This is a genomic window from Streptomyces durocortorensis, from assembly GCF_031760065.1.
Lineage (GTDB): Bacteria > Actinomycetota > Actinomycetes > Streptomycetales > Streptomycetaceae > Streptomyces.
This window is the reverse complement of sequence record NZ_CP134500.1, coordinates 1,890,221-1,916,806: the sequence shown is the minus strand read 5'-3', so window position 1 is coordinate 1,916,806 and position 26,586 is coordinate 1,890,221. Positions and strand designations below refer to the sequence as shown.

Below are 26,586 nucleotides of genomic sequence, written 5' to 3'. Positions count from 1 at the left end.
CCACCGCCCGGCTTCCGCCCAAGGGCTCAGCCCGCCAGCGGATTGAGGACCATCGGCTGGATCTTGCCGTCGAGCATCGCGCCGAGGCCCAGGACCGAGCAGACGTCGGGGCGCTCCGCGATGTGCACCGGCATGCCGGTCGCGTCGCGCAGCATCTGGTCGAGGCCCGGGAGCAGCGCGGTGCCGCCGACCATCATGACCCCGCGCTCCGCCAGGTCGGCGACCAGGTCGGGCGGGCAGTCGCGGAGGACCTTGCCGACCCCGTCGAGCATCGCGGTGAGCGGGGTGTTGATGGCCTGCCGTACGGCGGCGGTGTCGACCTGCACCGTGCGGGCGAGGCCGGTCGCCACGTCGCGGCCGTGGATGTCGGCGAGGGCCGGGCCGGTGAGCTGGAGGCCGTTGCCGTGCAGCGCCAGTTGCAGCGGGCGCACGGACTGGCTCGGGAGGATCAGGGCGTGGCGCTGGCGCAGATGCTGGATCACCGCCTCGTCGATCGCGTTGCCGCCCACCGGAATGCGGACGGCGGTCACGATCGAGCCGAGCGAGAGCACCGCGATCTGGGTGGTGGCCGCACCGCACACCATGATCATGGTGGCGGTGGGCTGCTCGACCGGAAGCCCGCAGCCCACGGCCCCCGCGATCAGGGTGTCCACCAGCTCGACCCGGCGGGCGCCGAGCCCGACCAGAGTCTCCACCGTCGCGCGCTGGGCCAGCGGATCGGCGTCGTGCGGGGTGCAGGCGGCGGCGCGCAGCCGGGGCTTGCGGCGCAGCTGGCGGCGGAGCTTGTCGCCGAGCAGATGGCGCAGCATCCGCTGGGCCATCTCGATGTCGACGACGGTCCCGCCGGACACCGGGCGGGCCACCCGGATGTACTCGGGGGTGCGGCCGGTCATCTGCTCGGCGAGCGCGCCGACGGCGATGAGCGAACCGGTACGGGTGTTGACAGCGGCGACGCTCGGCTCGTCGACGACGAGTCCGAGGCCCTTGACGTACACACGGGTCCTCGCGGCCCCGAGGTCGACGGCGACATGGCAACGCTGCAACTGCTCAAGGCTGACGGTCACGGCGAGTTCTCCCGAGAGCGCGGACGGGTGCCGGCGGCCGCCGGCTTCTCCCTGCATGGTCCCGCCGTCCGGCCCGTCGCGCGCGCTGGGATGCGCCGTCGGAGGTGCAGGGGCTGACGGCCCGCCAGATTCGGGGGCGTCCGGTCGGCTCAGCCCGGAAGCAGCCGCTGGAACAGGCCCCAGGTGAACTCGGCGACGTAACGTTCCCCGCTGCCCGGGTCGGTGACGGCCAGCGCCCACCGGGTCGGCGCGCTGCCCTCCATCGGCCGTGCCGGGGGAAAGGCCCGGGCCACCTCGTCCGCGGTGCACGACCAGGGGCGCAGTGCCGTTACGGAGGTGAGTTCCGGGCCCGCCGTGCCCGGGGCCCGTACCAGCCACTCGTTCCACACGGCTCCGCCCGGCCCGGCCGTCACCTCGAACCGCAGCTCCGGCCAGAGCGGCACCGGCCACAGCAGCGCCTCGCATTCCAGGTCCCCGACCCGGCGCCGCAGCGTCAGCTCCGGCTCCCCGAGAGCCGAGCGGTAGCGCCGCAGCGAGCCCCGCCCCCGCGGTGCGCGCACCATCGCCTGCCAGCGGCGGTTGGCCTCCCGCATCTCGGCGAGCGAGGCGCTCAGCTCCTGCCGGGCGTCCTCGACCAGGCCGGGCTGGTGATCGGCCATCCGGCGGAGCAGGACCAGCTGGAACTGGAGGGGGCCGAAGGGGGTGGGAGCGGTCATGTGGCCCATCCTCCCGCGTGTCAGGCGTATCGGACCGCCCGTCCCCGGAATCCGGCCTTCCTCACAGGATCCTCACCTGCGCGGCTTCCTTCGTTGATCCGCGCACGTCTAACCTGCGGGCGCCATGGATTACTGCCACCCGTGCCGACGGCATCTCAACGGAGCCCTGGCCTGCGCCGGGTGCGGGACTCCCGCCGAGGCGCTGGGCCCCTACGCCGTGCCCGGGCCCACCGCGTACGTACCGGACGAAACGGCTGCGCCGTCGTCCGCGCCCGTCGGCCGCCGCAGACGCACCCGCACGCGCGGACGCGAGCACGAGCGCGGACACGAGCCCGAGCCCGAGCGCGGACGCGAGTCCGTGCGCGATACGGCCGCCACCGCGTGGCACCCGTCCGACGAGGCCGGTCATGCCGAGGTCGCTCACCGCCCTGCCGACCCCGTACGCGGACGGCGCCGCGAGGAGCGGCGCGGGCAGCGCCGCGCCGGGTCCGGTCGGGGGGGCCGGGGCAGCCACCGCCGACGCGGCCGGGCCGTGCTGCTCGCGGCCCTCGGGCTGCTGCTCGCGGCGGGCGTGCTGAGCCTGGCCGAACTGGCCCGGGAGCCCGGGCGCGACAACACCGCCGCCGACTACGTACGCGAGGCGCCGGGCGGTCCCACCGAGCCGGTGCCCGAGCCCCCGGCCACCGAAGAGCCCCGGGACCCGGGCCCGGTCGGCACCCCCACGGGGGCGACCGAGAATCCCGCTGCGGACGCCTCGCCGACGGGCGCCTCCGGTGGCGCCCCCGCGAAGCCGCCGATCCCCGAAGCGTCCCGGACGACTCCGCCCGCCGCCTCCCCGGACCCCGAGGACCCCGAGGAGTCCGGTGCGCCCGAGCCGTCCGACAGCCCGCCCGCCGACTCGCCCGCCCCCGGCGACCCGGAGCAGCCGACGACGGCCCCCGCGCCCCCGCCGGCTGAGCCGACGCCCGCCCCCACGCCGTCCCCGACCTGCACCCGGTTCCTCTGGTGGTGCGTGTAGCGGCGCCGGGCGCCGACAGCCGGTGGGCGGGGCCGGGCGGGCGTGATCAGGCGCCGGGGCCCGGCTCCTCGCCCAGCATCCGGCGCAGCAGGTCCCGCAGCACCGTGCGCTCGGTGCCGGAGAGCCCGGCCAGCGGCTCCCGGGCGAAGTCCAGCGCGTCCCGCAGCTCCCGGGCCGTACGCCTGCCCTGATCCGTCGCGGCGGCCAGCTTCACCCGCCGGTCGGCCGGATCGGGCCTGCGCTCGACCAGTCCCCGGGTCTCCAGCCGGTCGATGATCCCGGTCACGTTCGACGGCTCGCACTTCAGCTTGAGGGCGATCTTCCGCATCGGCAGGGGCTCCAGGGAGAGCAGCCCGAGCACCCGTGCCTGCGCCCCCGTGAGGGCGTGCTCGGCGGCGGCCCGGTCGTACTCCTCGTGGTAGCGCGCCACGACGGTGCCGATGAGCTCGACGACCTCAAGGGTCACGGTGTCTGTGCGGTTGGTCATGGAGAACAGCCTACCGAGTTACTTGACAACATGAAATATCCGGGAGCATGGTTGTTTTAGGTAATGAACCTTTTCCGGTGGGCCTTCCCCGTACCGGTAGACCTTCCCCGTAGTTTCCCCGTAGGACATTGAGGAGAACCCGAGCCCATGTCTGCTGCACTTCCCACGACCAGCCGCGAATGGCACCTCGTCGCCCGCCCGCACGGCTGGCCCAAGGCCGAGGACTTCGCGCTGCGTGAGGCCGCGGTCGCCGCTCCGGCCGAAGGGCGCATCCTCGTCCGCAACAAGCACTTCTCGGTCGACCCGTACATGCGCGGCCGGATGAACGACGTGAAGTCGTACACCCCGCCCTTCAAGCTCGACCACCCCATGGACGGCGGCGCGGTCGGTGAGGTCATCGCCTCCAACGCCGAGGGCTTCGCCGTCGGCGACCACGTCCTGCACGGCCTCGGCTGGCGCGAGATCGCCGACCTGCCCGCGAAGCACGCGGTGAAGGTCGACGCCGGCCTCGCCCCGCTCTCCGCCTACCTCGGCGTGCTCGGCATGCCCGGACTCACCGCCTACGCGGGCCTGTTCGAGGTGGCCTCCTTCAAGGAGGGCGACGCGGTCTTCGTCTCCGGCGCCGCCGGGGCCGTCGGCAGCCAGGTCGGCCAGCTCGCGAAGATCAAGGGCGCCTCCCGGGTCATCGGCTCGGCGGGCTCCGACGAGAAGGTCAAGCTCCTCGTGGAGGAGTACGGCTTCGACGCCGCGTTCAACTACAAGAACGGGCCCGTCCGCGACCAGCTCGCGGAAGCCGCCCCCGACGGCATCGACGTCTACTTCGACAACGTCGGCGGCGACCACCTCGAAGCCGCGATCGGCGCGCTCAACGTGCACGGCCGCGCCGCCATCTGCGGCATGATCGCCCAGTACAACGCCACCGAGCCGACCCCCGGCCCGCGCAACATGGCGCTGATCATCGGCAAGCGACTGCGCATCCAGGGCCTGCTCGTCAGCGACCACGCCGACCTCCAGGGGCGGTTCGTCCAGGAGGTCGCGGGCTGGCTGGCCTCGGGCGAGCTGAAGTACCGCGAGACGACGGTCGAGGGCATCGAGAACGGCTACGACGCCTTCGTCGGCCTGCTGCGCGGCGAGAACACCGGCAAGATGATCGTCTCGCTCGCCTGACCCACGCCGGTACGGTCCGGCTCACGGCCGTTGCGGTCCGGTCCGGCCTACGTCCGGTGCGGCCCGATCCACGCCCCGTGCGGTCCGGCCCACGTCCGGTGCGATCCGGCCCGCGCCCGGCCCGGGGATGTCACCCGTTAGGCTCATCCCCAGGCCGTCGCGATCGTGGGCGCGAGTCGCGGCGCACCAACCGGAGGAATCCTCACATCATGGCCATCCAGAAGATCGACGTCGCCTACACCGCCGTCGCCACCGCCGAGAACGGCCGCGACGGCCGCGTCTCCTCGGACGACGGTCAGCTCGACGTCGTCGTCAACCCGCCGAAGGCCCTCGGCGGCAGCGGCGCGGGCACCAACCCGGAACAGCTCTTTGCGGCCGGTTACAGCGCCTGCTTCCAGGGAGCGCTGGGCGTCGTCGCCCGCCAGGAGAACGCCGACATCTCCGGCTCGACGGTGACCGCCTCGGTCGGCATCGGCAAGAACGAGGCGGGCGGCTTCGGCCTGGAGGTCGCGATCACCGCCGCCATACCGAACGTCGACCGGGCCACCGCCCAGGCGCTCGTGGAGAAGGCCCACCAGGTCTGCCCCTACTCGTCCGCCACCCGCGGAAACATCGAGGTCGGGCTCGCGGTCGCCTGACCGGCAGGAGCTTCGCACGAGGACCGCGCTCCGTCCCGGAGTGCGGTCCTCGTCCCGTTCCCGCACGCCAGTACGCTGACACCCATGAGTGATCTGGGGGCGGGTTTCGGTTATCTGATGAAGGGGCAGCGCTGGGCTGTTCAGAACGGGCGCTGGCTCGGATTCGGCCTGTTGCCCGGACTCATCACCCTGGTCATCTACGCCGGGGCCCTCATCGGACTCGGTCACGGCGCCGACGACTTCGTCGCCTGGGCCACCCCGTTCGCCGACGCCTGGTCCTCGCCCTGGCAGGGACTGCTGCGCACCGGGCTGACCGCGCTCGTCTTCGTCCTCGGCCTGTTCCTCGCGGTGATCACGTTCACCGCCGTCACGCTCCTGCTCGGCCAGCCCTTCTACGACTCGCTGTCCGAGGAGGTCGACCGCAGCGAGGGCGGCGAGGTCCCAGAGTCCGAGCTGCCGCTCTGGCGCGAGCTGTTGGTCTCCGCCCGTGACTCCGTCCGCATCCTGCTGCGCGTCGCCCTGTACGGGATCGCCCTCTTCGCCTGCGGTTTCATCCCGGTCGTCGGGCAGACCGTCGTGCCCGCGATCGGCTTCTGCGTCTCCGGATACTTCCTGGCCCAGGAGCTGACCGGAGTGGCCCTCCAGCGCCGGGGGTTCGCCCTGAAGGAGCGGCTCGGGCTGCTGCGCACCCGCCGGCTGCTGGTCCTGGGCTTCGGGGTCCCGCTCACCCTCTCGTTCCTGGTCCCGTTCGTCGCGGTGTTCCTCATGCCGGGGGCCGTCGCCGGGGCCACCCTCCTCGTCCGCGACCTGGTCGACCCGGCGACGGAGCCGGCTCCCGCCCACTGACCCGCCGAGACGCCGCAACGTGCGTGAGCGGGCGGGTCCGGGCGGGTCCGGGCCCGCGCTCAGGCGCTGTGGACCTCCAGCGCGGTACGGACCGCCGACTCCAGCGCCCCCTCGATCCAGGCGGGCTTGATCGAGGTGTGGCAGCCCCCGAAGTGCAACGGCCCCTCGACCGTGCGGACATCGGGGAACAGCTCGGTGTGCTGACCGGGCAGGAGGACGGACGCCTCGCCGTACGCGTACGGGTCACGCATCCAGGACTGGGTACGCCCGACACCCGTGTAGAAGACCTCGATGCGCTGCCCGTACACGTCCTGCATCCCGCCCAGAGCCCGCGGGTAGCGCTCGTCGTCGTCCAGGGAGTCCCACTTCAGCGCGTCGTCGGCCCAGCTGTACGAGGCGAGCACGACACCGCCCGTGCTGCCCTCGACCGGGTAGGAGGGCTGGAACATGAAGCGGTTGGCGTTGTCGGTCACCGAACCGCCGCCGATGACCCGGGCGGCCTCCGGCTGGTCCCGGGCCGTCGCCCGGCAGGCCGCGTAGTGCACACGCTGGTCGGCCGGGATGTGCCCGTCCGGGACGGAGGGGTGCGAGCCGAGCAGCGAACCGTCCGCCGGGGCGCGGCCGAGCCGGTAGTCGTCGTAGAGCCCGGGGCGTACGGCGTCGAGCTGCTCCTTCCACTCCTCCTCGGACAACTCCCACCAGCGCAGGCCGAATTCGAGCAGCACCTTGGTCGCCGCGTCGTAGTGGATCTCGGTGACCGCCCGGCGCTTGCCGTACGACATGGCGGGCTGGACCGGGATGTGGCGCAGCCCCGAGAAGGGGACCGTGACGATGGCCCGGTCCCCGGTGAACGTCTCCCGCACCACCGGGGCGCCGCGCCCCTCGGAGACGGTCTCGATGCTGACCCCGTCCGGCCCGTGGCTGATCCGGGTGGCCCGGCGGTCCAGCCGCACCAGGTCCTCGACCCGCTCGTACATCGCGTCCACCAGGGTGGCCGTACCGTCGGGCAGCTCGAAGAACGCGGTGTCGGGGCTGATCAGCGAGGCCCCGATGAAGCTGTGCACAAAGGCGAGATGGAGCCGTGAGGTCATGTTCTCGACCGTGCCGATGAGGTCGACGGTACGTTCGTCGAGCCCGGCCTCCTCGGTCAGGAAGCGGAACATCGACCAGTGCCCGTAGTCCCGGATCACCTCCGCCCAGCCCTTGACCAGCTCGGAGCCCTCCTTGCCCGTGATCTTCGCGCGTGCGGGGGCGAGGGCCTCCCGGACGATCTGTGAGGCGGGCTTGTCCTCGAACTCCGCCGGTACACCGAAGGACCGGTTGACCGCCTGCGGCTTCTGCGCGTAGTCGGCGCGGCGGACCCGGACGCCGTTGACGTGGATCCAGGTGCGGCCCGCGGGCTTGCCGTCGGCGTCCACATCGACCAGGTGGAAGCGGCGGCGCTTCAGGCCGAAGCTGTCGATCAGCTCCGTGACCAGCGGATGGCTGTCCGGGATGCGCATGGCGCCGGCCTCGGCGTACTGCTTCGGGTCGGCGAAGGCAGCCTCGGCGTTCTCGTGGCCGCCCTTGCGGAAGGTCTTGATCCGGCCGCCGACCCGGTTGCCGTTGGCCTCGATCACGGTGACCGTGTGCCCGGCCCGGCGCAGCAGGTGCGCGGCGGTCAGTCCGGCCGGCCCCGCTCCGACGACGAGGACCCTCTTGCGGTCCTTGGCGGTACGCGGCAGGCCCGAGCCGAGCAGGACATCGCGGTAACCGGGCACCAGCGGCTCGTCGTTGTCGTCGTACACGAGGATGGCGCGGGCAACGGCCAGACAGGCGTCCCAGTCCGAGACGGGTGCGGGCGCGGGGGCCGCCGCGGCCGCACGGGCCGGTGCGGCGCTCACCGCGGCCGCGGTGAGGGCAGCGGCGCCGGCGGCGGTCCCGGCGATCACCGAACGGCGGGACGGCAGAGCAGGGGAGGGTTCGGCAGGGGTGAAGTGCATGGTGATCACCCTGGCCCCCAGCGGGCAGTGCCGTCGCACCGAACGCGCCAGGACCCCGATGAATCACTCTCAGGGGGCACTTGATGATCTTGCCGTGGCGGATCTGCGGTACCCTGGTCAGCTCAAGTCGGCTTTCTTCCCCGGTGACTTGGGTGATTTGGGTGACTCAGGCGGCTGAGCGCGCAACAGCGCCAGGAAGTCCGCGAACGCCTCCGGCATGTCCACCGCCTCCGGGTCCAGCAGCCACTGGTACTGGAGCCCGTCCATCACGGCCACCAGCAGCACCGCCGCCCGCTCCGGGCTCAGCCCGCCCGGCAGCGTCTCGCCGTACTCCGCGCGCAGTGTCGCCGCCATGGCGGCCCGGACCTGGGTGTAGCGGCGGGTAAAGAAGTCCCGGGCCGGGTGGTCCTCCGTCACGCTCTCGCCCAGCAGCGCCGAGAAGGTCTGAACGATCCCGGGGCGCATCGCGTTGTACTCCACCAGCGAGCCCAGCAGGTCCAGCCGCCAGGAACCCTCCTCGCGGGAGCCGCCGCCGGTGTCCCAGCGGTCCCGGTCCGCCAGCACCGCGACCAGCAGCGCCTCCTTGGTCGGGAAGTAGTGCAGCAGCCCCTGCTGGCTCAGGCCCACCCGCTCGGCGACCGCGCTCAGCGTCGCACCCCGGTAGCCGCGCTCGGCGATCACTTCGAGGGTGGCGTTCAGGATGCCGGCCCGCCGCTCCTCGCTCCTGGCCCGTGCCATCGCAGGCCCCTTCCGTGCTGCCCGGCCCCACGCCGGAGCCCGTCAGCAGGACCGTACGTCATCACCGGGCCCCCGCACCCCGGTATCGTAACGAGACTATAACGAAACCTACCGTGCTACCGGTTGCCGAGTCACCATGGAGACCACCATCGGGCTCGACCAGGAGGTACGGCCGTGGCAGCCGCGTCCAGCACCAGCAACTCCGATGCCCTCCGCCGGGAAGCCGTCGATGCGGCGCTCGCCGCCCTCTCCCTCGACGACAAGGCCCGCCTCCTGGCCGGTCAGGACCTGTGGTCGCTGCCCGCCCTGCCCGCGATCGGCCTGCGCTCGCTGGTGATGTCGGACGGCCCGATCGGAGTCCGGGGCGTGCGCTGGACCGCCGCCGACCCCTCGGTCGCGCTGCCCTCGCCCACCGCGCTCGCCGCCGCCTGGGACCCGGAGCTGGCCCGCCGCGCCGGTCGGCTGCTCGCCCAGGAGGCCCGCCGCAAGGGCGTCCACGTGCTGCTCGCCCCGACCGTCAACCTGCACCGCAGCCCGCTCGGCGGCCGCCACTTCGAGGCGTACAGCGAGGACCCGTACCTCACCGGCGAGATCGGCACCGGTTACGTCCGGGGCGTCCAGGACGGCGGAGTCGGCACCACCGTCAAGCACTTCGTCGCCAACGACGCCGAGACCGACCGCTTCACCGTCAACAACGTCGTCGCCCCGCGCCCCCTGCGCGAGCTCTACCTCGCCCCCTTCGAGCGGATCGTCAGAAACGCCCACCCCTGGGGCATCATGGCCGCCTACAACCAGGTCAACGGCTCGACCATGACCGAGCACCGCTACCTCCAGAACGCCGTCCTGCGCGGCGAATGGGGCTTCGACGGCTTCATCGTCTCCGACTGGCTCGCCGCCCGTTCCACCGCCGGGGCCATCACCGGCGGGCTGGACGCGGCCATGCCCGGCCCGCGCACGGTCTACGGCGAGGCGCTCGCCACCGCCGTCCACGCCGGGGAGGTGGACGAGAAGATCGTCGACCTCGCCGTACGCAACATCCTGCTGCTCGCCGCCCGCGTCGGCGCCCTGGACTCCGCCCCGCCCGCCGTGGCCCCCGCCGAGCTGCCCGCGCCCCTCGACGGCGCGGAGCTGGCCCGCGAGATCGCCCGCCGCTCCTTCGTGCTCGCCCGCAACGAGGCCGGGGCCCTGCCGCTCGCACCCGGCGGCTCCGTCGCGCTGATCGGGGCGCTCGCCCGGGACGCCCGGGTGCTCGGCGGCGGCTCCGCGCTCGTCTTCCCCGACCACGTGGTCTCCCCGCTCGACGGCCTCACCGCCGCCCTCCCCGAGGGTGCCCTGACCTACGCCCTCGGCGCCGACCCCAGCAGTGAACTCTCCATCGCCGAGGCCGGGTTCGACCTCGGAGCCGTCTGCCGCGACGCCTTGGGAGCCGTCCTCGCCACCGTCCCCCTGCCCACCGGACAGATCCAGTGGATCGGGGCCGACCTGCCCGACGGGGTCACCCACGAGACCCTGCACAGCGTCGAGATCACCGGCACGTTCACCCCGCGAGAGAGCGGCGAGCACACCTTCGGCACGCGGGGCTTCGGAGGGTTCACGCTCACCGTCGCGGGCCGCACCCTCCACGATGGCACCCAGGACCGCGCCCCCGGCACCGACCCGCTGGGCGCGTTCTTCAGCGAACCCGTCGAGCGCGGCCGCATCGCCCTGATTGCCGGCGAGCCCGTCGAGGTCTCCCTGACCCACCACCCGGTCCCGGTCCCCGGCCACGCGTTCAAGGGCGTCTCCTGCTGCCTCGTCCACCTCGGCCCCCAGCGCCACCCCGACGAACTGATCGCCGAGGCCGTCGGGGCGGCCCGCGCCGCCGACACCGCGATCGTGGTCGTCGGCACCACGGAGCACGTCGAGTCCGAGGGCTTCGACCGCACCGACCTGAAGCTCCCCGGTCACCAGGACGCCCTCGTCCACGCGGTGGCCGCCGCCAACCCCCGTACGGTCGTCGTCGTCAACTCCGGTTCCCCGGTGGAGCTGCCCTGGCGGAACGAGGTCGCCGCCGTCCTGCTCAGCTGGTTCCCCGGGCAGGAGGCGGGCCACGCGCTCGCCGACGTGCTGCTCGGCGCGCACGAGCCCGGCGGCCGCCTGCCCACCACCTGGCCCGTCAGCCTGGCCGACGCCCCGGTCACCGCCACCACCCCGGTGAACGGCGAACTCCCTTACAGCGAGGGCGTCTTCATTGGCTACCGAGCCTGGGAGAAGGCGGGCACGGCCCCCGCGTACGCCTTCGGCCACGGACTCGGCTACACCACCTGGGAGTACGACGCCGTCTCGGCCGCCCCCGAGGCGGTCACCGTCCGCGTCCGCAACACCGGCCCCCGCCCCGGCAGCGACACCGTCCAGATCTACCTGGCCCCCGGAGCCGCCGCCGACGACGCCCCCGAACGCCCCGCCCGCTGGCTGGCCGGATTCGCCCGGGTCACCGCCGCCCCCGGCGAGAGCGTCGAGGTCACGATCCCCGTAGAGCCCCGCGCGTACGAGACCTGGGAGGAGTCCGAGAACGGCTGGAGGGCGGTCCCCGGGACCTACGAGGTCCAGGCGGCCCGATCCCTCACCGACGTCCGTACGACCACCACGGTCGAGGTCCCGGCGGATCAGTCGAAGTAGCACTCCAGCGTCCCGCGCCGCCGCACATCGAGCGTCGCGCAGTGGAAGGAGCCGCCGAACGGCGCGTAGTGCAGCAGGTCGCAGGGGATCGGCTCGAAGCCCCACCCTTCGAGCGCCCGCAGCATCCCGGTGTGGTGCCGCTCCGCGATGACCCGCGTCTCGTCGACCATGAGGATGTTCATGCTGAGCCACCGGCCGCACAGCGAGGTCGTCCTCAGCAGCCGCTCGTCGATGGGATCGGGCTCGGGCGCCACCAGGATGTCCCAGGAGTCCAGCACGGCGGGCAGCCGGTCGACGTCGATGTACTCCGGATTGACCAGCGCCTTGCCGGGAGCGAGCACGAGGAACGTCGTGTCGATGTGCATGGGCGTACGGCAGCGGCTCTCGATCTCGTGGATGCGGTAACCGGGACCGAGGTGGCGGCGCAGCCACTCGATGCCCATGGCGTTGGTGACGTTGCTGCGCGTCACGAACAGATCGCGCCCCGCCCGGACGAAGTCCGCCGCGTCGAACACCGGCTCGAACTCGGTGAGGATGTAGCGCATGGGCTCGTCGGCCGTGGGGGTCCGGAACTCCTTCTCGAACAGCTCGTCCGTCAGCTCCGGCTTCGGCGCGGCCGTCCAGCGGGCCCCGCGCCGGAAGTAGTCCTTGAGGATCCGGCGATAGGAGTGCGTCTCGAAATAGCGGCACGGCCACGCCATCGGGGTCTCGATGATCTCGTCGCCGATGACCAGCATGCTGTCGCGCGGGCAGGTGTTGCAGAAGCCGCGCGAGGACCAGTCGGGAGTCGCGAAGCGCCGTCGGTGGTCGACCGGGTCGGGGCGGACGACGGTGATGCCGAGTGTCCGAAGGAGTTCGACGAAGCCGTCCAGCTCCTGCCGCGCCGGCTCGATCAGCCGGCGCGGGTACTTCCGACCGGCGGCGAGCCCCTGGAGGCGGGCCGCCCAGGGCGGGATGTTGCAGGACACCACGGGATGGCTGGAAGGGATCGTCGCATCGTCGAGACGCCCGACGATGATCTCCTCCAGCGGGTCCCACTCGTTGTGGGAATTGACCGGTGAGACGGGAGTGGCCGGGTCCGGGGCGGGCGGCGTCCTGCGGATCGGGGCAGGGTCCGCGTCCACCGCCGTATCGCAGGGCCTCCGCTCCACGGCCATGATCAACCACCTTCGGTCGCCGACGGGCACGTCACGCTACCCATGGTGAAGGCGGAGTGCGGGTTCGCGCCACCGGTCGGCGCCGTCTCGCGGTCGTCGGCGTACGCCGAACCCGTACGTCGTGACGGCCGCCCGTCGAAGTGGTCGGCCGTGTACAGCTGGAGCCCCGGCGCGGTCGTACCGGCCACCGGGGTGCCCCCCGCCGGCACCGAGGCCGCGTCCACCGGAGCACGGGCTACCCGTCCGCGAGAGCGCCGAAGCCTTCGGCGGAGGTGGCTGTTCCGGTGCCGGTGGTCATGGTGAACGGCCCTACGCGGGCGGTTCCGCGGCCGTGATGTTGCGGTAGGCCATCTCCGCCAGCCGGGCCTGACCGTCGCGGCTCGGGTGGAACCAGTCCCACGGGCTGAGCTGCGTAGGCGTGAAGCGGAAGCCGAACACCGCCCCGCCGTCGTACCGGCAGTACCGGTCCTTGGCGCAGACCTCCCGCAGCACCTCGTTGTACGCCACCACCCGCTTCCGCACCGCGTCCCGCCGGGCCACCGCCGCGGGCCCCAGGTCGTCCGCGTCGGCCAGCATGGACTGGCAGATCCCGAGGTCCCAGATCTTCTTGCCCGTCTCGTTCGTCCGCCCGGTCGACCAGAGCCGCTTCAGATCCGGCACGCTGGAGACGTACACCCGCGCCTTCGGCGCCCCGGCCCGCAGCTGACGCATCGACGCCTCGAACGAGGCCCGGAAGTCCGCCACCGGTGTCATCAGCCGCACCGATTCGCGGCAGGCGTCGTTCGCGCCCATCATCACCGTGACCAGCTCCGGCCGCTCCTTCGCCGCCAGCGCCATCTGTTCGGGCAGCTGCACCATCCGGGCCCCCGAAACGGCGTGGTTCCAGCTGCGGTCCGCCGCCTTCGACGCCCCGAGCAGCCGGACCGCGAGACTCCGCACCGAACTGTCGCTCCCGGTCGCCCACGACACCTCGGGGCAGTCCGCCAGCACCGAACAGGCGTCGAACCCCCGGGTGATGGAGTCCCCGACCGCCGCGACCGACCCAGGCCGCGGATTCCAGTCCGGTGTGGTGGGCGTGGGGGAGGGGGACGGTGCGGCACTGCGCGGGGCGGCGGGCGCGTTCCGTGACACGCCGTGGTCCTGGCCGCCACCGCCGCACCCGGCCAGCGCGGCCACGCCGACGCACGAGAGCGCCGTCAGCGCGGCGGCGGTCCTGCGCGTCCGAGGGTGTGTCGCACGCTCCGCCATTCGCACTTCCCCTCCGGTCACCCCTGGCTTATGCCTCTGGACATGCCCCCGGCACGCTCCGCGTCCCCAGGTCGGAGGCGTGCGCGCCCTGCCGGGTGAAGCTGGGCGAATCAGGGGCCCAGGACCGACGGTACGTCACACGGACGGCCCCGGCGCACGGTAGCTTTTCCCCGTCGAACCAGTGGTGCTCCGCCCGCCCGCGTACACACGGGTGGCTCCGGTACATTACGTCACGTCACATACTGTCCCTTTTCAGGAGATTAACTCCCGATGCTGTTTACTGATGACAACCTCGGGAGCCGGCCGGAAAGAGGCGGTACGGGCGCGAGGCCGCTGGGGAAGGCGTACCTCGTCCCACACGGGAGGTTCCGGTGACGACACGTGGAGTCCTGTACGTTCACTCCGCACCGCGCGCGCTGTGCCCACATGTCGAGTGGGCAGTGGCGGGCGTCCTCGGTGTGCGGGTCCAGCTGGACTGGATCAGACAGCCGGCCGCGCCCGGCACCTGGCGGTCCGAATTCTCCTGGAAGGGCCGGGCAGGCACCGCCTCGCAGCTCGCCTCCGCCCTGCGCGGCTGGGATCTGCTGCGCTTCGAGGTGACCGCGGAGCCCTGCCCCACCGCCGAGGGCGAGCGCTACAGCTCCACCCCCGGCCTCGGCATCTTCCACGCCGTCACCGGTATGCACGGCGACATCCTGATCCCCGAGGACCGGCTGCGCGCCGCCCTGGCCCGCTCGACGCGCGGCGAGAGCGACCTGGAGGTGGAGATCGCCTCCCTCCTGGGCAAGCCGTGGGACGACGAGCTGGAGTCCTTCCGCCACGCGGGCGAGGGAGCCCCGGTCCGCTGGCTCCACCAGGTCGTCTAGTTTCCCGGAGCCCCGAAGAACGACGAAGCCCGCCTCCCGGGACCCCGGGAGGCGGGCTTCACTCTGTCTTCACTGTGTAAGGCTTCAGACGGACCGGAACGCCAGCACCACGTTGTGACCGCCGAACCCGAACGAGTTGTTGATCGCCGCGATCGGCCCCTCGGGCAGTGCCCGCGGCTCCCCGCGCACGATGTCCGCGTCGACCTCCTCGTCCAGCTCGTCGACGTTGATCGTCGGCGGAGCCACCCGGTGGTGCAGCGCGAGCACGGTGGCCACCGTCTCGATGCCGCCCGCGCCGCCGAGCAGATGACCCGTCATCGACTTCGTCGCGGAGATGGCGACATGGTCGAGGTCGTCGCCCAGCACCCTGCGCAGCGCCTTGATCTCCGCGACGTCACCCTGCGGCGTCGACGTGGCGTGGGCGTTGAGGTGGACCACCTCGGACGGCTTGAGGTCGCTGGAGTCCAGCAGGTTCTGCATCGCGGCGGCGATGCCCCGCCCGGTGGGCTCGGGCTGCGCGATGTGGTGGGCGTCGGCCGACAGGCCCTGGCCCAGCACCTCGCAGTAGACCCTCGCGCCACGCTTGGCCGCGTGCTCGGCGGACTCCAGGACGACGACGCCCGCGCCCTCGCCGAGGACGAAGCCGTCCCGGCCGGTGTCGTACGGGCGCGAGGCCTTCTCGGGCTCGTCGTTGCTCTTGGACATCGCCATCATGTTGGCGAACGCGGCGATCGGCAGCGGGTGGATGGCCGCTTCGGTACCTCCGGCGACGACCACGTCGGCCCGGCCGGTACGGATCATCTCGACGGCGTAGCCGATGGCCTCGGCGCCCGAGGCGCACGCGGAGACCGGGGTGTGGACACCGGCCTGGGCGTTGACCTCCAGGCCGACGTTGGCCGCCGGGCTGTTGGGCATGAGCATGGGAACGGTGTGCGGGGAGACGCGGCGTACGCCCTTCTCCTTGAGCACGTCGTACTGGTCGAGCAGGGTGGTCACGCCGCCGATGCCGGAGGCGATGACCGAGCCGAGACGCTCGGGGCGGATGGTCTCGTCCTCGTCACCGGCCTTGCCGGTGTAGCCCGCGTCCGCCCATGCCTCGCGGGCCGCGATCAGCGCGAACTGCGCCGAGCGGTCCAGCTTGCGGGCCAGCGGACGGGGAAGTACGTCGCCCGGGTCGACGGCCGCGAGGGCGGCGATCCGGACAGGCAGTTCGGCGAAGCGCTCACCTTCGAGAGGCTTGACGCCGGACCGGCCGGCCATCAGACCTTCCCAGGTCGATGCGGAGTCGCCACCCAGCGGAGTGGTTGCGCCGATACCGGTGACGACCACGGTGCGATTGGTCGAGTTCACTGGAAAATCTTCTCCACGTGTAGAGGGTCGTGAATCAGCGGCGCCACCGCCGGGTGGCGACACAGCCGGGCTGGGATCAGCCCTGGTGCTTCAGGATGTAGGTGGCGGCGTCGCCGACCGTCTTGAGGTTCTTGACGTCCTCGTCGGGGATCTTCACGTCGAAGCGCTCCTCGGCGGCGACGACGACCTCGACCATGGACAGCGAGTCGACGTCCAGGTCGTCGGTGAAGGACTTGTCCAGCTGGACGTCCTCGACCGGGATACCGGCGATCTCGTTGACGATCTCGGCGAGACCGTTGACGATCTCTTCCTGCGTGGCGGCCATCTTGGCGCTCCTTCGGTGGGTTTCTTCAGGGTTCGTGCATACGGACCGATACGGTCCGGTGTGCCTAGGGGAGGGTAACGACCGTCGCGGCGTAGACGAGACCCGCCCCGAAGCCGATGACGAGCGCGGTGTCGCCGCTCTTCGCCTGACCGGTCGCCAGGAGCCGCTCCATCGCGAGCGGGATCGAGGCGGCGGACGTGTTGCCGGTGGACTCGATGTCACGCGCGACCGTGACGTGTTCCGGCAGCTTCAGGGTCTTCACCATCGAGTCGATGATCCGCATGTTGGCCTGGTGCGGAATGAAGACGTCCAGGTCTTCCGGGGCGATCCCGGCCGCGTCCAGCGCCTGCTGGGCGACCTTCGCCATCTCGTAGACGGCCCAGCGGAAGACCGCCTGGCCCTCCTGTGTGATGGCGGGGAACTTGACCTCGCCCTTCGAGTCGAGCGGGAGCTGAGAGACATCGCCGAGGCGGAAGTCGTTCCAGCCCACCGTCTGCTTGATGGTCTCGGACTTGTCGCCCTCGGAGCCCCACACGGTCGGGCCGATGGCCGGTTCCTGCGAGGGGCCGACGACGACCGCGCCCGCGCCGTCACCGAACAGGAAGGCCGTCGCGCGGTCCTCCAGGTCGGTCAGGTCGCTGAGCCGCTCCACGCCGATGACGAGGACGTACTCCGCCGACCCCTCGACGACCATGCCCTTGGCGAGCGTGAGGCCGTAGCCGAAGCCCGCGCAGCCGGCCGAGATGTCGAAGGCGGCGGGCTTGCCCGCGCCGATCCTGTGGGCGATCTCCGTGGCGACGGCCGGGGTCTGCTTGAAGTGCGAGACGGTCGAGACGACGACCGCGCCGATCTGCTCGGGATCGATGCCCGCGTCGGCGATGGCCTTGCCCGACGCCTCGATGGACATCGCGGCCACGGTCTCCTCCTCGGAGGCCCAGTGGCGGGTGACGATGCCGGAGCGGGAGCGGATCCACTCGTCGGAGGAGTCGATCGTTTCGAGGATCACCTCGTTCGGCACGACCCGGGTCGGGCGGTAGCCGCCGACCCCGAGGATCCGTGCGTACGGGGCGCCCTTGCTGGGCTTGATCTTCGACATGCTCGGGCTCCTTAGGCGCCTGCGTGCTCGGAGATGAGCGCGCGGGCGGCGTCGAGGTCGTCGGGGGTCTTGAGCGCGAGCGTCTTGACACCGGGCAGTGCCCGCTTGGCGAGCCCGGTGAGGGTGCCGCCGGGGCTCAGTTCGACCAGCGCCGTGACGCCGAGCTCCTGGAAGGTCTCCATGCACAGGTCCCAGCGGACCGGGTTGGCGACCTGCCCGACCAGCCGGGCGATGACCTCGGTGCCGGTGGCCACGGTGTGGCCGTCGGCGTTCGAGACGTACGTCACGGTCGGATCGGAGACCGTGAGGTCGCCGACGGCCGCGCGCAGCTTCTCCACGGCCGGGGCCATGTGGTGCGTGTGGAAGGCACCGGCCACCTTCAGCGCGACGACCCGGCGCACGCCCTCGGGCTTGTCGGCCTCCAGGGCGGCGATCTGGGCCGCGGTGCCCGCGGCGACGATCTGGCCGCCGCCGTTGACGTTGGCGGGGGTCAGCCCGAGCTTTTCCAGGTGCGGGACGGTCACGGCGGGGTCGCCGCCGAGGAGGGCCGCCATACCGGTCTCGGTGACCGCGGCGGCCTCGGCCATGCCGAGCCCCCGGGTGCGGACGAAGCGGAGTGCGGCCTCGGCCTCGATGACGCCGGCGATCGAGGCGGCGGTGATCTCACCGACGCTGTGGCCCGCGACGACGGACGGGGAGGCGTCCAGGGCGGCTGCCGACAGCAGTCCGGCGGCCACGAGGAGCGGCTGGGCCACGGCCGTGTCGCGGATCTCGTCCGCGTCGGCCCGCGTGCCGTAGTGGGCAAGGTCGAGCCCGATGGCATCGGACCAGGCCGCGATGCGGTCGGCGGCACCGGGGAGGTCGAGCCAGGGAGTCAGGAAGCCGGGCGTCTGAGCGCCTTGGCCGGGAGCGACGAGTACGAGCACCCTCACACTCTCTCTTGTGGACGGCTCCGTACGCCCGTGGGGACAGGGACGAAGAACCGTCGGGGGAATTGTTGGAGTACGACAAAAGTCTAGGACTGAGGATCCGCCGCGGCCAAGCGCCCCAGGATCAGGGCGATCCGCAGCGTGAACGCGGAGCGCACATCGGAAGGTGACCATCCGGTGACGTCGGTCACACGTCGCAGCCGGTAGCGCACGGTGTTGGGGTGCACGAACAGCATGCGTGCCGCCCCCTCCAGACTGCTCGCCTGCTCCAGATAGACACTCAGCGTTTCCAGAAGAGCAGAACCGGCCTCCTCCAGCGGTCTGTAGATCTCCTCCACCAACTGGTCCCGCGCGGCCGGGTCCCCGGCCATCGCGCGCTCGGGGAGAAGATCGTCCGCCAGCACCGGGCGCGGCGCGTCCTGCCACGCCGAGCACGCCTTCAGCCCGGCGGCCGCGGCCTGCGCGGACCGGGTGGCCGCCAGCAGGTCCGGTACGACGGGCCCCGCGACGACCGGCCCGGCGGCGTACGGGCCGATCAGGCCCTTGGCGACCTGGAGCGGGTTGTCGCTGCCGCCCGCGATGACGACCAGGCGGTTACCGAGGACCCCGGTGAGGACCTGGAGCTTGGCGTGCCGGGCGGCGCGCCGGATCGCCTCCACGGTCAGCTCGCTGTCCCCGTCGGGCGCGGTGCCGAGGACGACGCAGACGTGCTCGGGCGAATTCCAGCCGAGCGCGGCGGCCCGGGACACGGCCCCCTCGTCGGCCTCGCCGGACAGCACCGCGTTCACCACGAGTGACTCCAGCCGGGCGTCCCACGCGCCCCGGGCCTCGGCGGCCTGGGCGTAGACCTGGGCGGTGGCGAAGGCGATCTCCCGCGCGTAGACGAGCAGCGCCTCCCGCAGCACCGACTCGTCGCCGGGGGCGGCCACCTCCTCGATCGCGGCCTCCATGACCTCGATCGTGGTGCGCACCATCTCCACGGTCTGCCGCAGCGTGATCGCCCGGGTCAGCTCGCGCGGGGCGGTGCCGAACACATCGGTCGAGATCGCCTGCGGAGTCTCGGGATGCCGGAACCACTCGGTGAACGCGGCGATACCGGCCTGGGCGACCAGGCCGATCCAGGACCGGTTCTCCGGGGGCATCGCCCGGTACCACGGCAGCGATTCGTCCATACGGGCAATCGCGTTCGCGGCCAGCCGGCCGGAGGACTGCTCCAGCCGTTTCAGGGTCGCGGCATGCAGGTGGGCGTCGTGGGCGGCGGACTGCTCAGGATCGGGTCGGGGCACGAGGACAAGACTGCCTTATCGGGCCGGTGGATCGGTGGGGTGGGGCGAGGGTGCTCCGTACCGGTGGGTAGGGGAACACCTGGCGGGGCATCCCGGGCAGGGTGCCCCGCGCCCCGTGCCGCACCGCGCCGCCCTCCCGATCCCGCCGCCCGGAGCCGCGCGGGCGCTGCCCGGGCTACCGTGGCCGGGTGATATCCGTGCACCGGTCCGAGGACCGCTACCGGGGCGGCGACGCGGCCGCCGGCATCGACACCCGGCACGCCCTCTCCTTCGGCCCCTTCTACGACCCGGACAACCTCCGCTTCGGCCCGGTCCTGGCCTGCAACGAGGAGCGCCTCGCCCCGGGCGCGGGCTTCGAGGAGCACCCGCACAGCCATACGGAGATCGTCACCTGGGTCGTCGAGGGCGAGCTGACCCACCGCGACTCGGCCGGTCACTCCACGGTCGTCCGTGCCGGGGACGTGGCCCACCTGAGCGCCGCCTCCGGGGTCCGCCACGTCGAACGCAACGACGGCACGGACCTGCTGACCTTCCTCCAGATGTGGCTGGCCCCCCTGGAACCCGGCGGCGAACCCTCGTACACCGTCGTCCCCGGTATCGCGGACTCCACTCCGTACGCGCTGCCCGCCGCGGGCGCGATGCTCCACATCCGCCGCCTGACCGGGGGCGAGCGCACGGCCGTCCCGGACGCGGTGCGCTGTTACGTCCACGTGGTGCGGGGCCGGGTCGCCCTGGGCGGCGAGGAGCTGGGGCCCGGCGACGCGGCCCGGATCACCGACGCGGCGGGCCTGGAAGCGGTCGCGGTGACGGCGGCGGAGCTGCTGGTCTGGGAGCTGGCGGGCTGACCGCGCCACCGCGAAAGGGGAGTCGAGGCGGGCCGACCCGGTGGCGGGCGGGTCGCCGGTGGGACCTTTGTAAGGTGCTGGCAACGTCATATTTTCGTATGTCGCTTTCCGTACGCCGCGTATTCGCCTGCGAAGGAGATCCCCATCAATCCCATCGTGCCCAGCCCCGACGCCCTGGCCGCCCACCGAGACCGCGCGCAGCAGGACTATGCCGAGCTGGTGAAGCGGGGTCTCTCCCTCGACCTCACGCGCGGGAAGCCGGCCGCGGACCAGCTCGACCTCTCCGGACCGCTGCTCTCCCTGCCGGGCGACACGTACACCGACGCCGATTCCGTGGACACCCGCAACTACGGCGGTCTCCACGGCCTGCGCGAACTGCGGGAGATCTTCAGCGGCCCGCTCCAGGTCCCCGTCGAGCAGCTGGTGGCCGCGGGCAACTCCAGCCTGGAGCTGATGCACGACAGCCTGGTGCACGCGATGCTGAGCGTGATGCCGGGGGCCGCCTCGCGCTGGGTGGACGAGGAGCGCATCGCCTTCCTCTGTCCCGTACCCGGGTACGACCGCCACTTCGGCGTGTGCGAACGCCTCGGTATCGAGATGATCCCGGTCCCGATGACCGACCAGGGCCCGGACATGGACACCGTGGAGCGGCTCGTGGCCGAGGACGCCTCGGTCAAGGGCATCTGGTGCGTCCCGAAGTACAGCAACCCGGACGGGATCAGCTACAGCGACGAGGTCGTCGCCCGGCTCGCCGCCATGCCCACCGCCGCCCCGGACTTCAGGATCTTCTGGGACAACGCCTACGCGGTGCACCACCTGACCGACGAGCGGGTCGAGATCGCCGACCTGCTCGCCGCCTGCGCCGACCAGGGCCACCCCGACCGGGCCTTCGTCTTCGGCTCCACCTCCAAGATCACCTTCGCCGGAAGCGGCGTCGGCTTCTTCGGCGCCTCACCCGACAACGTCACCTGGCTGCTCGGCAACCTCGCCAAGCGCACCATCGGCCCGGACAAGGTCAACCAGCTGCGGCACGCGCTCTTCCTCAAGGACGAGGCGGGCGTACACGCCCACATGGACCTCCACCGCGCCAAGCTGCGCCCGAAGTTCGACGCCGTCCTGCGCCTCCTCGAAGCCGAACTGGGCGGCACCGGCCTCGCCACCTGGACCGAGCCCAAGGGCGGCTACTTCATCACCCTGAAGGTCCTCGACGGCTGCGCCCGCGAGGTGGTGCGCCGGGCCGCCGAGGCGGGCATCGTCCTCACGCCCGCGGGCGCCACCCACCCCCACGGCCAGGACCCGGACGACGCGGTGATCCGGATCGCGCCCAGCTACCCCACCCCCGAGGAGCTGGAGAAGGCCATCGCGGGCGTCACGGCCTGCGTGCGCCTCGTCGGCTACGAGAAGCTGCTGACGGAAACGGCGAGCTGACCACCGGTCAGGCTGCTGCCCCGCGGGGCAGCAGCCTGACCCGCAGGGCTCCCTGAGCCCGTCAGGAGTGTTCCGGCCGCTTCTCCTTCTCCCGCTCGACCGCCAGCCGGTCCAGCTCACGCATCGCCTGCGAGTGCGCGCTCATCCGCCGGCTCACGCTGCCGGTCGTGAACAGCGCCGTACCCACGAGCGCCACGGGAAGGGACAGCACCAGAGCGGCCAGCGCCTCGGGGGTGCGCGTCCCGACCGTGTCGTCGGTCAGCAGCAGGACCGCGCACCAGCCCCACAGCAGGGTCGCCAGGAGCAGGAGACCGGTCCCCCAGCCACGTATACGGGCGGACCGCTCCCGGAATTCGAGGTCGTACTCTCGTGATCGCATCGGATGAATCTAAGGGCTGCCACGTAACCCGGCCTTCGGCACGCAACCACGCGCCAGGGTTGCGCCGTTCGCGTGGCCTGTTCGGTTTGATCACCTGGTGTCCGATCGGGACCAGGTCTCGGCGGGGGCGGGTCGGCATCTCGACGGCATGGGGATTCACCTGGGGAAAGGGGCAGCGGAGCACTCTTGGTAGGGTGCGCCGATGCCAACGATCAAGCAGATTCAAGTGACTTTCGACTGCGCTGAACCTGCGCGCCTCGCCGCCTTCTGGTGTGAGGTGCTGGGGTACGTCCTGCCGGCGGTCCCGGAGGGATTCGCCACGTGGGAGGAGTACCACCGCTCGCTGCCGTCCGAGGAACAGGTGGTCTACTTCGCGTGCACTGACCCCTCGGGTGTGGGTCCGCGCGTTCTCTTCCAGCGAGTTCCCGAAGGCAAGGTCGTCAAGAACCGGCTGCATCTCGATGTGCGGGCCGGTATCGGGCTCGTGGGTGAGGAGCGCCTCGCCACACTTGAGGCCGAGTGCGCACGACTGGTCGCGCTCGGCGCGGTACATGTGCGAACGATGCGTGCCGACGGCGAGAACGAGTCCTGCATTGTGATGCAGGACCTTGAGGGCAACGAGTTCTGCCTCGACTGACTTTCTTCCGGGTCTCTTCCGGGACCGTGAGGAAACCGACGGGCGGGGTCAGACGGGCGGCATCAGATCACTCTCGCTGACGGTGTACGTCAGCAGGGGATAGCTGAAGTCGACTTCCGTGTTCTCGCGGCGCCGCAGTCGGTAGAACTCGTGCCTCTGCTCATCGTCGGCCGCCATGAGGCGCGCCCCCTGCGGGAGGTACGCATGGCCGTCGCGAAACCGGACGAAGGTCTTCGAGGTTCGGAACGTGACGCCCAGCCACTGGTTGTCCGCCGTTTGAGCGGGCGCGTCCAGAACGATTCTGTGCTTGAGCCGCCGGTTCGATTCGACGGAGAACGCGACGATTCCGTGGTGGGCGAGAGGGACCTCGAACGTCCCGCCATTCGCTTCCTTCGACTCGACGATCAGCTTCCTCGGCGGGCCCGCTTCGGGATGCCGGTAGCAGGAGAAGACGGCGATAAACGACTCGTCGGCCAGATCGAGGGCCTGGTCGGAGTGGCTGCCCATGGTCCGGTAGGCGTTCGTGTAGCTCTCGATGAGAGCGTTGTTGAAGCCGACGGGAAGTGCCGCGCGTTCCTGGATCTGCTGCGCCAGCCGTTCATGCACGGCACGGAAACGCTGCGCCGGGCTGCTGTACCGAGTGGTGGTACGCACGAGAGGCACCCCGCCCGCTTCACCGATCCTGGTGAGCGTGGCACCCCTCCGGCCTTTCCCCACGTCTTCCAGGCGAGCCGACGCGGACAGCTCCGCAAAGAGGTTCTCCTGGGCCGGCAGATCGTACGAAAGGATCTCGTCCGAGATCTCAGACGCGGGGGGCAAGATAGTCTCCCGAGTTCATGCTGAAGCGGAAATCATCGCCGTAGTCGATGAAGGACGAGGTCTTGTTCTCCTCCGCGTACAGCCTGCGCAGCTCGTCCATGCCGTCCGGTGTGGGCGGCCCCAACTTCACCAGGCCTCCGGCCGCCTTGAGGAACGTGTCGCCGTTCTTGTGAACCGCTTCGGCGTTCGAGCAGCGCACCACGTACCCCAGGCGGGTCGGGAGCAATGCGGCGTCCAGGGACGAGGGCCGGATCTCGTGCGTGTACAGACGGTTGGTGGACAGTGGCATGAAGAACACCGACCCGGGGTGGAGAGTCACGCTGAACCGGGAGGGCAGAGCGGGCCCGCTGCCTTCCCCGGCCGGTTCCTTGAGGCGGAAGTGGAGTCGGGTCAGCCCGCTGACGCCCTTTACGCCGTAGTCGAAGGCGTCGTCGGTCAGGGGCTGTAGCTTGTCGAGCCCCTCATAGAAGGTGCAGAAGGCCATGATGCCGTTGACGGGCATGTCCTTGGTCTTGTCCGCATGGGACGAGATCCTGGCCTTGGACTGCTTGCGCTCAGGTGTGGCAAGGGTGTTGTGGTAGATCTGGGCGAGGACGTGATTGAGCGGTGCCTGGTTCCGGAAGACGGCGGCGGCCTCACGGTTCAGAGCCTCGACGATGTGTGTGTCGGTCGGGCGGAATGTCTCGGTCGGCCCCGAGAAATTCGTCGAACACCGGAGCAGGCGGAAATGCAGTTCGTCCCCGTCCCGCGTGACGGGCGTCAGATAGATTCCGCTGCGATGAGCTGTTCCCGGCTTGGTGGACTCCGTCAGGGACTGAAACGCATGCTCCGTACGAATCCGTCCGAAGTGATCGGCATCCAGCTCGAAGAAGCGGCGGTAGTACACGCCCACGCCGTGTACGTGGAGAGGGACTTGGCCGAGGCCGACGAGGGCCCACGGTTCTGCGATGCCCTCGGGATCGACCTGTGACAGCTCCCGGATGACGCATACCCGGGCAGCCGAACGCAGTTGGCGGTCGCTGATCCCGGATATGTCGCCACACAGGTAGACGGTCTTGCGCGCGAGGTCGGGCGAACCGGAAGCCAGCTCCTCCGGCGTGACCGTGGACCCGAAGAAGTCCCTGACCGCGTCTTTGTCTTGCAGCATCGACGGCGCGACCAGGATGTTGCCCGCATCCTCGATGCGGGCTTCTTCCGGCTCTGTCTTGTGCATCGGACGGTGCCCTGCCCTTCGCAGATCCTGGGCTCGGAACGCCCTCTCGACGGTCACCCGGCGTGGTGCGTCAGCGCAGCCCGTCCACGAACGCCTGCCAGGCGGGGGCCCCGAGGACGATGGCGGGACCGGCAGGGTTCTTGCTGTCGCGGACGGGGACGGACCCGCAGGGGGAGGCGGCGGCGACCTCGACGCACTCGCCGCCGGTGTTCCCGCTGTACGAGGCCGTACGCCAGGCGGCCCCGCCGGTCACGGTGCACTCGACGCAGTCGCCGCCGGTGGTGCCGCTGTAGCTGGACTTACGCCATTCCGCGCTCTTCAGGTCAGTGCTGGTCTGCATAACGCTCCTCCATCACGCGGCTGATCCGCGCCGCCGATTCCCCCACGGAGAGGGCGGCGGCTTGCAGGTGAGCGTATCGGAGCGAGGCCTCCCTGACCGTCTCGGGATTGGCCGTCATATGGCCGGAGATGAGGTCCTCGGTGTAGACGATGTCCAGGTCGTCCTCGAAGCGCAGGAGGTTGAACGAGCCATCCAAACTGGCGTGTTCGCCGGCCTCGAACGGCAGCACCTGGATCCGCATCCAACGGTGCGCCGAGTAATCCAACAGCTTCTGGAGTTGAGCCCGCATCACCGCAGGGCCGCCGATCGTCCGGTACAGCACCGCCTCGTCCAGGATCGCCCAGGCCAGCGGCGGCCTCTCCCGCTCCAGGATGCGCTGGCGTTCCATGCGAGCCGCCACCAAGTGGTCCGGGTCGTCGGGCATACCGGGGGCGAGCAACGCCCGCGCGTACTCCTCCGTCTGCAACAGCCCGTACACCACCTGCGCCTGGTACGTGGAGATGTACGCGGCCTTGGCCTCCATGTCCGCGTACGGCTGGAACCACGTCGGCAGCTGGCTCCGCAGCACCAGGCCCACCAGGCGGGAGAACACCCCGTCCGTGCCCAGCGCCGCGTCCACGCGCTCCGAGAAGTCACGGGTGGGGATCTTCTTCGTCGTCTCGATCTGGCCGATCAGCGAGCCCGTGCAGAAGATGATGGTGCCCAACTGCGGCTGTGTCAGGCCGTGGGCCTCGCGCTGGCGGCGTAACTCGGAGCCGTAGTAGGCGAGTGGGGAGGCGTCGGGATCGAGGGTCTGGATGTTGGCCACGGCGCGGACCTCCGGTGTGCAACGCCTCGCGGCGTTCGTTTCCGTACGTAGCCGAGCGTAGCCACTGCATCGCAGCCTGGTGACATGAATCACGTACTCATCCCCCGGAGGGGCCCCGGGGAGCCCGTCTACCGCGCCGACTTCGCCCTGGGCGAGCACTCGGCCCGGCATCTGCGCCGCGTCCTGCGGCTCTACCTCGTCGCCTGGGAGCTGCCGTATCTGGCCGACGCGGCGGAACTGGCGCTCACCGAGCTGGTCTCCAACGTCGTGCGGCATGTGCCCGACCGGCGCGGCCAGACCTTCATCTACCGGCTGCCGCGCCACGAGGGCGTACGCGTGGAGGTGGTGGACAGCAGTCCGGTCGTGCCCCTCGCCATCAAAGGCGACCCGCTGGACGACGGGGGGCGGGGGCTGATCCTGGTCAACGCCGTGACCGACGACTGGGGCATCGAGAAGCGGTGGGACGGCAGCGGGAAGACCGTCTGGTTCGAGTGCCTGACGCCGCTGGAGGAGGGCGGCAGCCGGTTTCGGACCGTGGGGCCGTGA

Annotated in this window: 28 protein-coding genes; 10 read left to right on the top strand and 18 right to left on the bottom strand. The window is 71.2% G+C overall.

What is annotated here, in order from left to right:
- Positions 1-26 precede the first annotated feature (26 nt).
- Positions 27-1,064: a rod shape-determining protein gene (locus RI138_RS08495; RefSeq protein ID WP_096623185.1), complete on the bottom strand. Its 1,038-nt coding sequence runs from the start codon at positions 1,062-1,064 to the stop codon at positions 27-29.
- A gap of 149 nt (positions 1,065-1,213) precedes the next feature.
- The gene (locus RI138_RS08490; RefSeq protein WP_311119421.1) at positions 1,214-1,780 is read right to left on the bottom strand and encodes a hypothetical protein; all 567 of its coding nucleotides are present in this window, start codon (positions 1,778-1,780) and stop codon (positions 1,214-1,216) included.
- 124 nt (positions 1,781-1,904) lie between these two features.
- Here RI138_RS08490 and RI138_RS08485 point away from each other — a divergent pair, with 124 nt between their 5' ends.
- Positions 1,905-2,798, top strand: coding sequence for an SCO2400 family protein (locus tag RI138_RS08485; protein ID WP_311119420.1), 894 nt, complete (start codon positions 1,905-1,907; stop codon positions 2,796-2,798).
- 46 nt (positions 2,799-2,844) lie between these two features.
- Here RI138_RS08485 and RI138_RS08480 read toward each other — a convergent pair whose 3' ends face one another.
- A complete protein-coding gene (locus RI138_RS08480; RefSeq protein WP_096623179.1) occupies positions 2,845-3,285 on the bottom strand; it encodes a MarR family winged helix-turn-helix transcriptional regulator in 441 nt (146 codons plus the stop codon).
- A gap of 147 nt (positions 3,286-3,432) precedes the next feature.
- Here RI138_RS08480 and RI138_RS08475 point away from each other — a divergent pair, with 147 nt between their 5' ends.
- The 3 genes from RI138_RS08475 to RI138_RS08465 all read left to right on the top strand — a co-directional run bounded on the left by RI138_RS08475 (position 3,433) and on the right by RI138_RS08465 (position 5,936).
- Positions 3,433-4,452, top strand: a complete 1,020-nt coding sequence (locus RI138_RS08475) for an NADP-dependent oxidoreductase (protein WP_311119419.1) — start codon at positions 3,433-3,435, stop codon at positions 4,450-4,452.
- A gap of 209 nt (positions 4,453-4,661) precedes the next feature.
- Complete coding sequence (locus RI138_RS08470; protein WP_311119418.1) at positions 4,662-5,090, top strand: organic hydroperoxide resistance protein; 429 nt, start codon at positions 4,662-4,664, stop codon at positions 5,088-5,090.
- Positions 5,091-5,174: 84 nt separating this feature from the next.
- Entirely contained in the window at positions 5,175-5,936 is a 762-nt protein-coding gene (locus RI138_RS08465) for an EI24 domain-containing protein (RefSeq protein WP_311119417.1), read from the top strand.
- 59 nt (positions 5,937-5,995) lie between these two features.
- On the opposite strand, the gene RI138_RS08460 is transcribed toward RI138_RS08465, so the two are convergent.
- Positions 5,996-7,918, bottom strand: coding sequence for a flavin monoamine oxidase family protein (locus RI138_RS08460; protein ID WP_311119416.1), 1,923 nt, complete (start codon positions 7,916-7,918; stop codon positions 5,996-5,998).
- 117 nt (positions 7,919-8,035) lie between these two features.
- Positions 8,036-8,656, bottom strand: coding sequence for a TetR/AcrR family transcriptional regulator (locus tag RI138_RS08455; protein WP_311119415.1), 621 nt, complete (start codon positions 8,654-8,656; stop codon positions 8,036-8,038).
- Between the two features lie 174 nt (positions 8,657-8,830).
- On the opposite strand from RI138_RS08455, the gene RI138_RS08450 reads away from it, so the two are divergent.
- Positions 8,831-11,314 carry a glycoside hydrolase family 3 protein gene (locus RI138_RS08450; protein ID WP_311119414.1) on the top strand — a complete coding sequence of 828 codons (2,484 nt, stop codon included), beginning with the start codon at positions 8,831-8,833 and terminating at the stop codon, positions 11,312-11,314.
- Here RI138_RS08450 and RI138_RS08445 read toward each other — a convergent pair.
- From RI138_RS08445 to RI138_RS08435, 3 genes are all read right to left on the bottom strand, one after another.
- Positions 11,302-12,471, bottom strand: coding sequence for an amidinotransferase (locus RI138_RS08445; RefSeq protein ID WP_311119413.1), 1,170 nt, complete (start codon positions 12,469-12,471; stop codon positions 11,302-11,304). The genes RI138_RS08450 and RI138_RS08445 overlap by 13 nt on opposite strands.
- Positions 12,472-12,473: 2 nt before the next feature.
- Positions 12,474-12,659 (bottom strand): hypothetical protein, encoded by a 186-nt coding sequence (locus RI138_RS08440; protein WP_311119412.1) that lies wholly within the window; start codon positions 12,657-12,659, stop codon positions 12,474-12,476.
- A 121-nt stretch (positions 12,660-12,780) separates the two neighbouring features.
- Complete coding sequence (locus tag RI138_RS08435) at positions 12,781-13,719, bottom strand: SGNH/GDSL hydrolase family protein (RefSeq protein ID WP_311119411.1); 939 nt, start codon at positions 13,717-13,719, stop codon at positions 12,781-12,783.
- Between the two features lie 371 nt (positions 13,720-14,090).
- Here RI138_RS08435 and RI138_RS08430 point away from each other — a divergent pair, with 371 nt between their 5' ends.
- Positions 14,091-14,585: a DUF3145 domain-containing protein gene (locus tag RI138_RS08430; RefSeq protein ID WP_015608304.1), complete on the top strand. Its 495-nt coding sequence runs from the start codon at positions 14,091-14,093 to the stop codon at positions 14,583-14,585.
- A gap of 84 nt (positions 14,586-14,669) precedes the next feature.
- Here RI138_RS08430 and fabF read toward each other — a convergent pair whose 3' ends face one another.
- The 5 genes from fabF to RI138_RS08405 all read right to left on the bottom strand — a co-directional run bounded on the left by fabF (position 14,670) and on the right by RI138_RS08405 (position 19,571).
- Positions 14,670-15,935: a beta-ketoacyl-ACP synthase II gene (fabF, locus tag RI138_RS08425; protein WP_096623161.1), complete on the bottom strand. Its 1,266-nt coding sequence runs from the start codon at positions 15,933-15,935 to the stop codon at positions 14,670-14,672.
- Between the two features lie 76 nt (positions 15,936-16,011).
- Positions 16,012-16,260 carry an acyl carrier protein gene (locus RI138_RS08420; RefSeq protein ID WP_311119410.1) on the bottom strand — a complete coding sequence of 83 codons (249 nt, stop codon included), beginning with the start codon at positions 16,258-16,260 and terminating at the stop codon, positions 16,012-16,014.
- 64 nt (positions 16,261-16,324) lie between these two features.
- Positions 16,325-17,356, bottom strand: a complete 1,032-nt coding sequence (locus RI138_RS08415; RefSeq protein ID WP_311119409.1) for a ketoacyl-ACP synthase III — start codon at positions 17,354-17,356, stop codon at positions 16,325-16,327.
- Between the two features lie 11 nt (positions 17,357-17,367).
- On the bottom strand, positions 17,368-18,282 hold the full coding sequence (locus RI138_RS08410; protein ID WP_311119408.1) for an ACP S-malonyltransferase: 915 nt from the start codon (positions 18,280-18,282) through the stop codon (positions 17,368-17,370).
- A gap of 89 nt (positions 18,283-18,371) precedes the next feature.
- Entirely contained in the window at positions 18,372-19,571 is a 1,200-nt protein-coding gene (locus RI138_RS08405; RefSeq protein ID WP_096623153.1) for a PucR family transcriptional regulator, read from the bottom strand.
- 188 nt (positions 19,572-19,759) lie between these two features.
- Here RI138_RS08405 and RI138_RS08400 point away from each other — a divergent pair, with 188 nt between their 5' ends.
- Both RI138_RS08400 and RI138_RS08395 read left to right on the top strand, forming a co-directional pair.
- Positions 19,760-20,416, top strand: a complete 657-nt coding sequence (locus tag RI138_RS08400) for a pirin family protein (RefSeq protein ID WP_311119407.1) — start codon at positions 19,760-19,762, stop codon at positions 20,414-20,416.
- A gap of 156 nt (positions 20,417-20,572) precedes the next feature.
- A complete protein-coding gene (locus RI138_RS08395; RefSeq protein WP_096623151.1) occupies positions 20,573-21,844 on the top strand; it encodes an aminotransferase class I/II-fold pyridoxal phosphate-dependent enzyme in 1,272 nt (423 codons plus the stop codon).
- Between the two features lie 61 nt (positions 21,845-21,905).
- On the opposite strand, the gene RI138_RS08390 is transcribed toward RI138_RS08395, so the two are convergent.
- Entirely contained in the window at positions 21,906-22,223 is a 318-nt protein-coding gene (locus RI138_RS08390; RefSeq protein WP_311119406.1) for a hypothetical protein, read from the bottom strand.
- Positions 22,224-22,425: 202 nt separating this feature from the next.
- Here RI138_RS08390 and RI138_RS08385 point away from each other — a divergent pair, with 202 nt between their 5' ends.
- Entirely contained in the window at positions 22,426-22,860 is a 435-nt protein-coding gene (locus RI138_RS08385) for a VOC family protein (RefSeq protein WP_311119405.1), read from the top strand.
- Positions 22,861-22,908: 48 nt separating this feature from the next.
- On the opposite strand, the gene RI138_RS08380 is transcribed toward RI138_RS08385, so the two are convergent.
- The 4 genes from RI138_RS08380 to RI138_RS08365 form a co-directional block, all read right to left on the bottom strand.
- Positions 22,909-23,679 carry a hypothetical protein gene (locus tag RI138_RS08380; protein ID WP_311119404.1) on the bottom strand — a complete coding sequence of 257 codons (771 nt, stop codon included), beginning with the start codon at positions 23,677-23,679 and terminating at the stop codon, positions 22,909-22,911.
- Complete coding sequence (locus tag RI138_RS08375; RefSeq protein WP_311119403.1) at positions 23,663-24,892, bottom strand: hypothetical protein; 1,230 nt, start codon at positions 24,890-24,892, stop codon at positions 23,663-23,665. Before RI138_RS08375 ends, RI138_RS08380 begins: the two co-directional genes overlap by 17 nt.
- A gap of 70 nt (positions 24,893-24,962) precedes the next feature.
- Positions 24,963-25,232, bottom strand: coding sequence for a DUF397 domain-containing protein (locus RI138_RS08370; RefSeq protein WP_311119402.1), 270 nt, complete (start codon positions 25,230-25,232; stop codon positions 24,963-24,965).
- A complete protein-coding gene (locus RI138_RS08365; RefSeq protein ID WP_311119401.1) occupies positions 25,216-26,040 on the bottom strand; it encodes a helix-turn-helix domain-containing protein in 825 nt (274 codons plus the stop codon). The genes RI138_RS08370 and RI138_RS08365 overlap by 17 nt, the downstream gene beginning before the upstream one ends.
- An 84-nt stretch (positions 26,041-26,124) precedes the next feature.
- Between RI138_RS08365 and RI138_RS08360 the strand changes: the two genes are divergently transcribed.
- On the top strand, positions 26,125-26,586 hold the full coding sequence (locus tag RI138_RS08360) for an ATP-binding protein (RefSeq protein WP_311119400.1): 462 nt from the start codon (positions 26,125-26,127) through the stop codon (positions 26,584-26,586).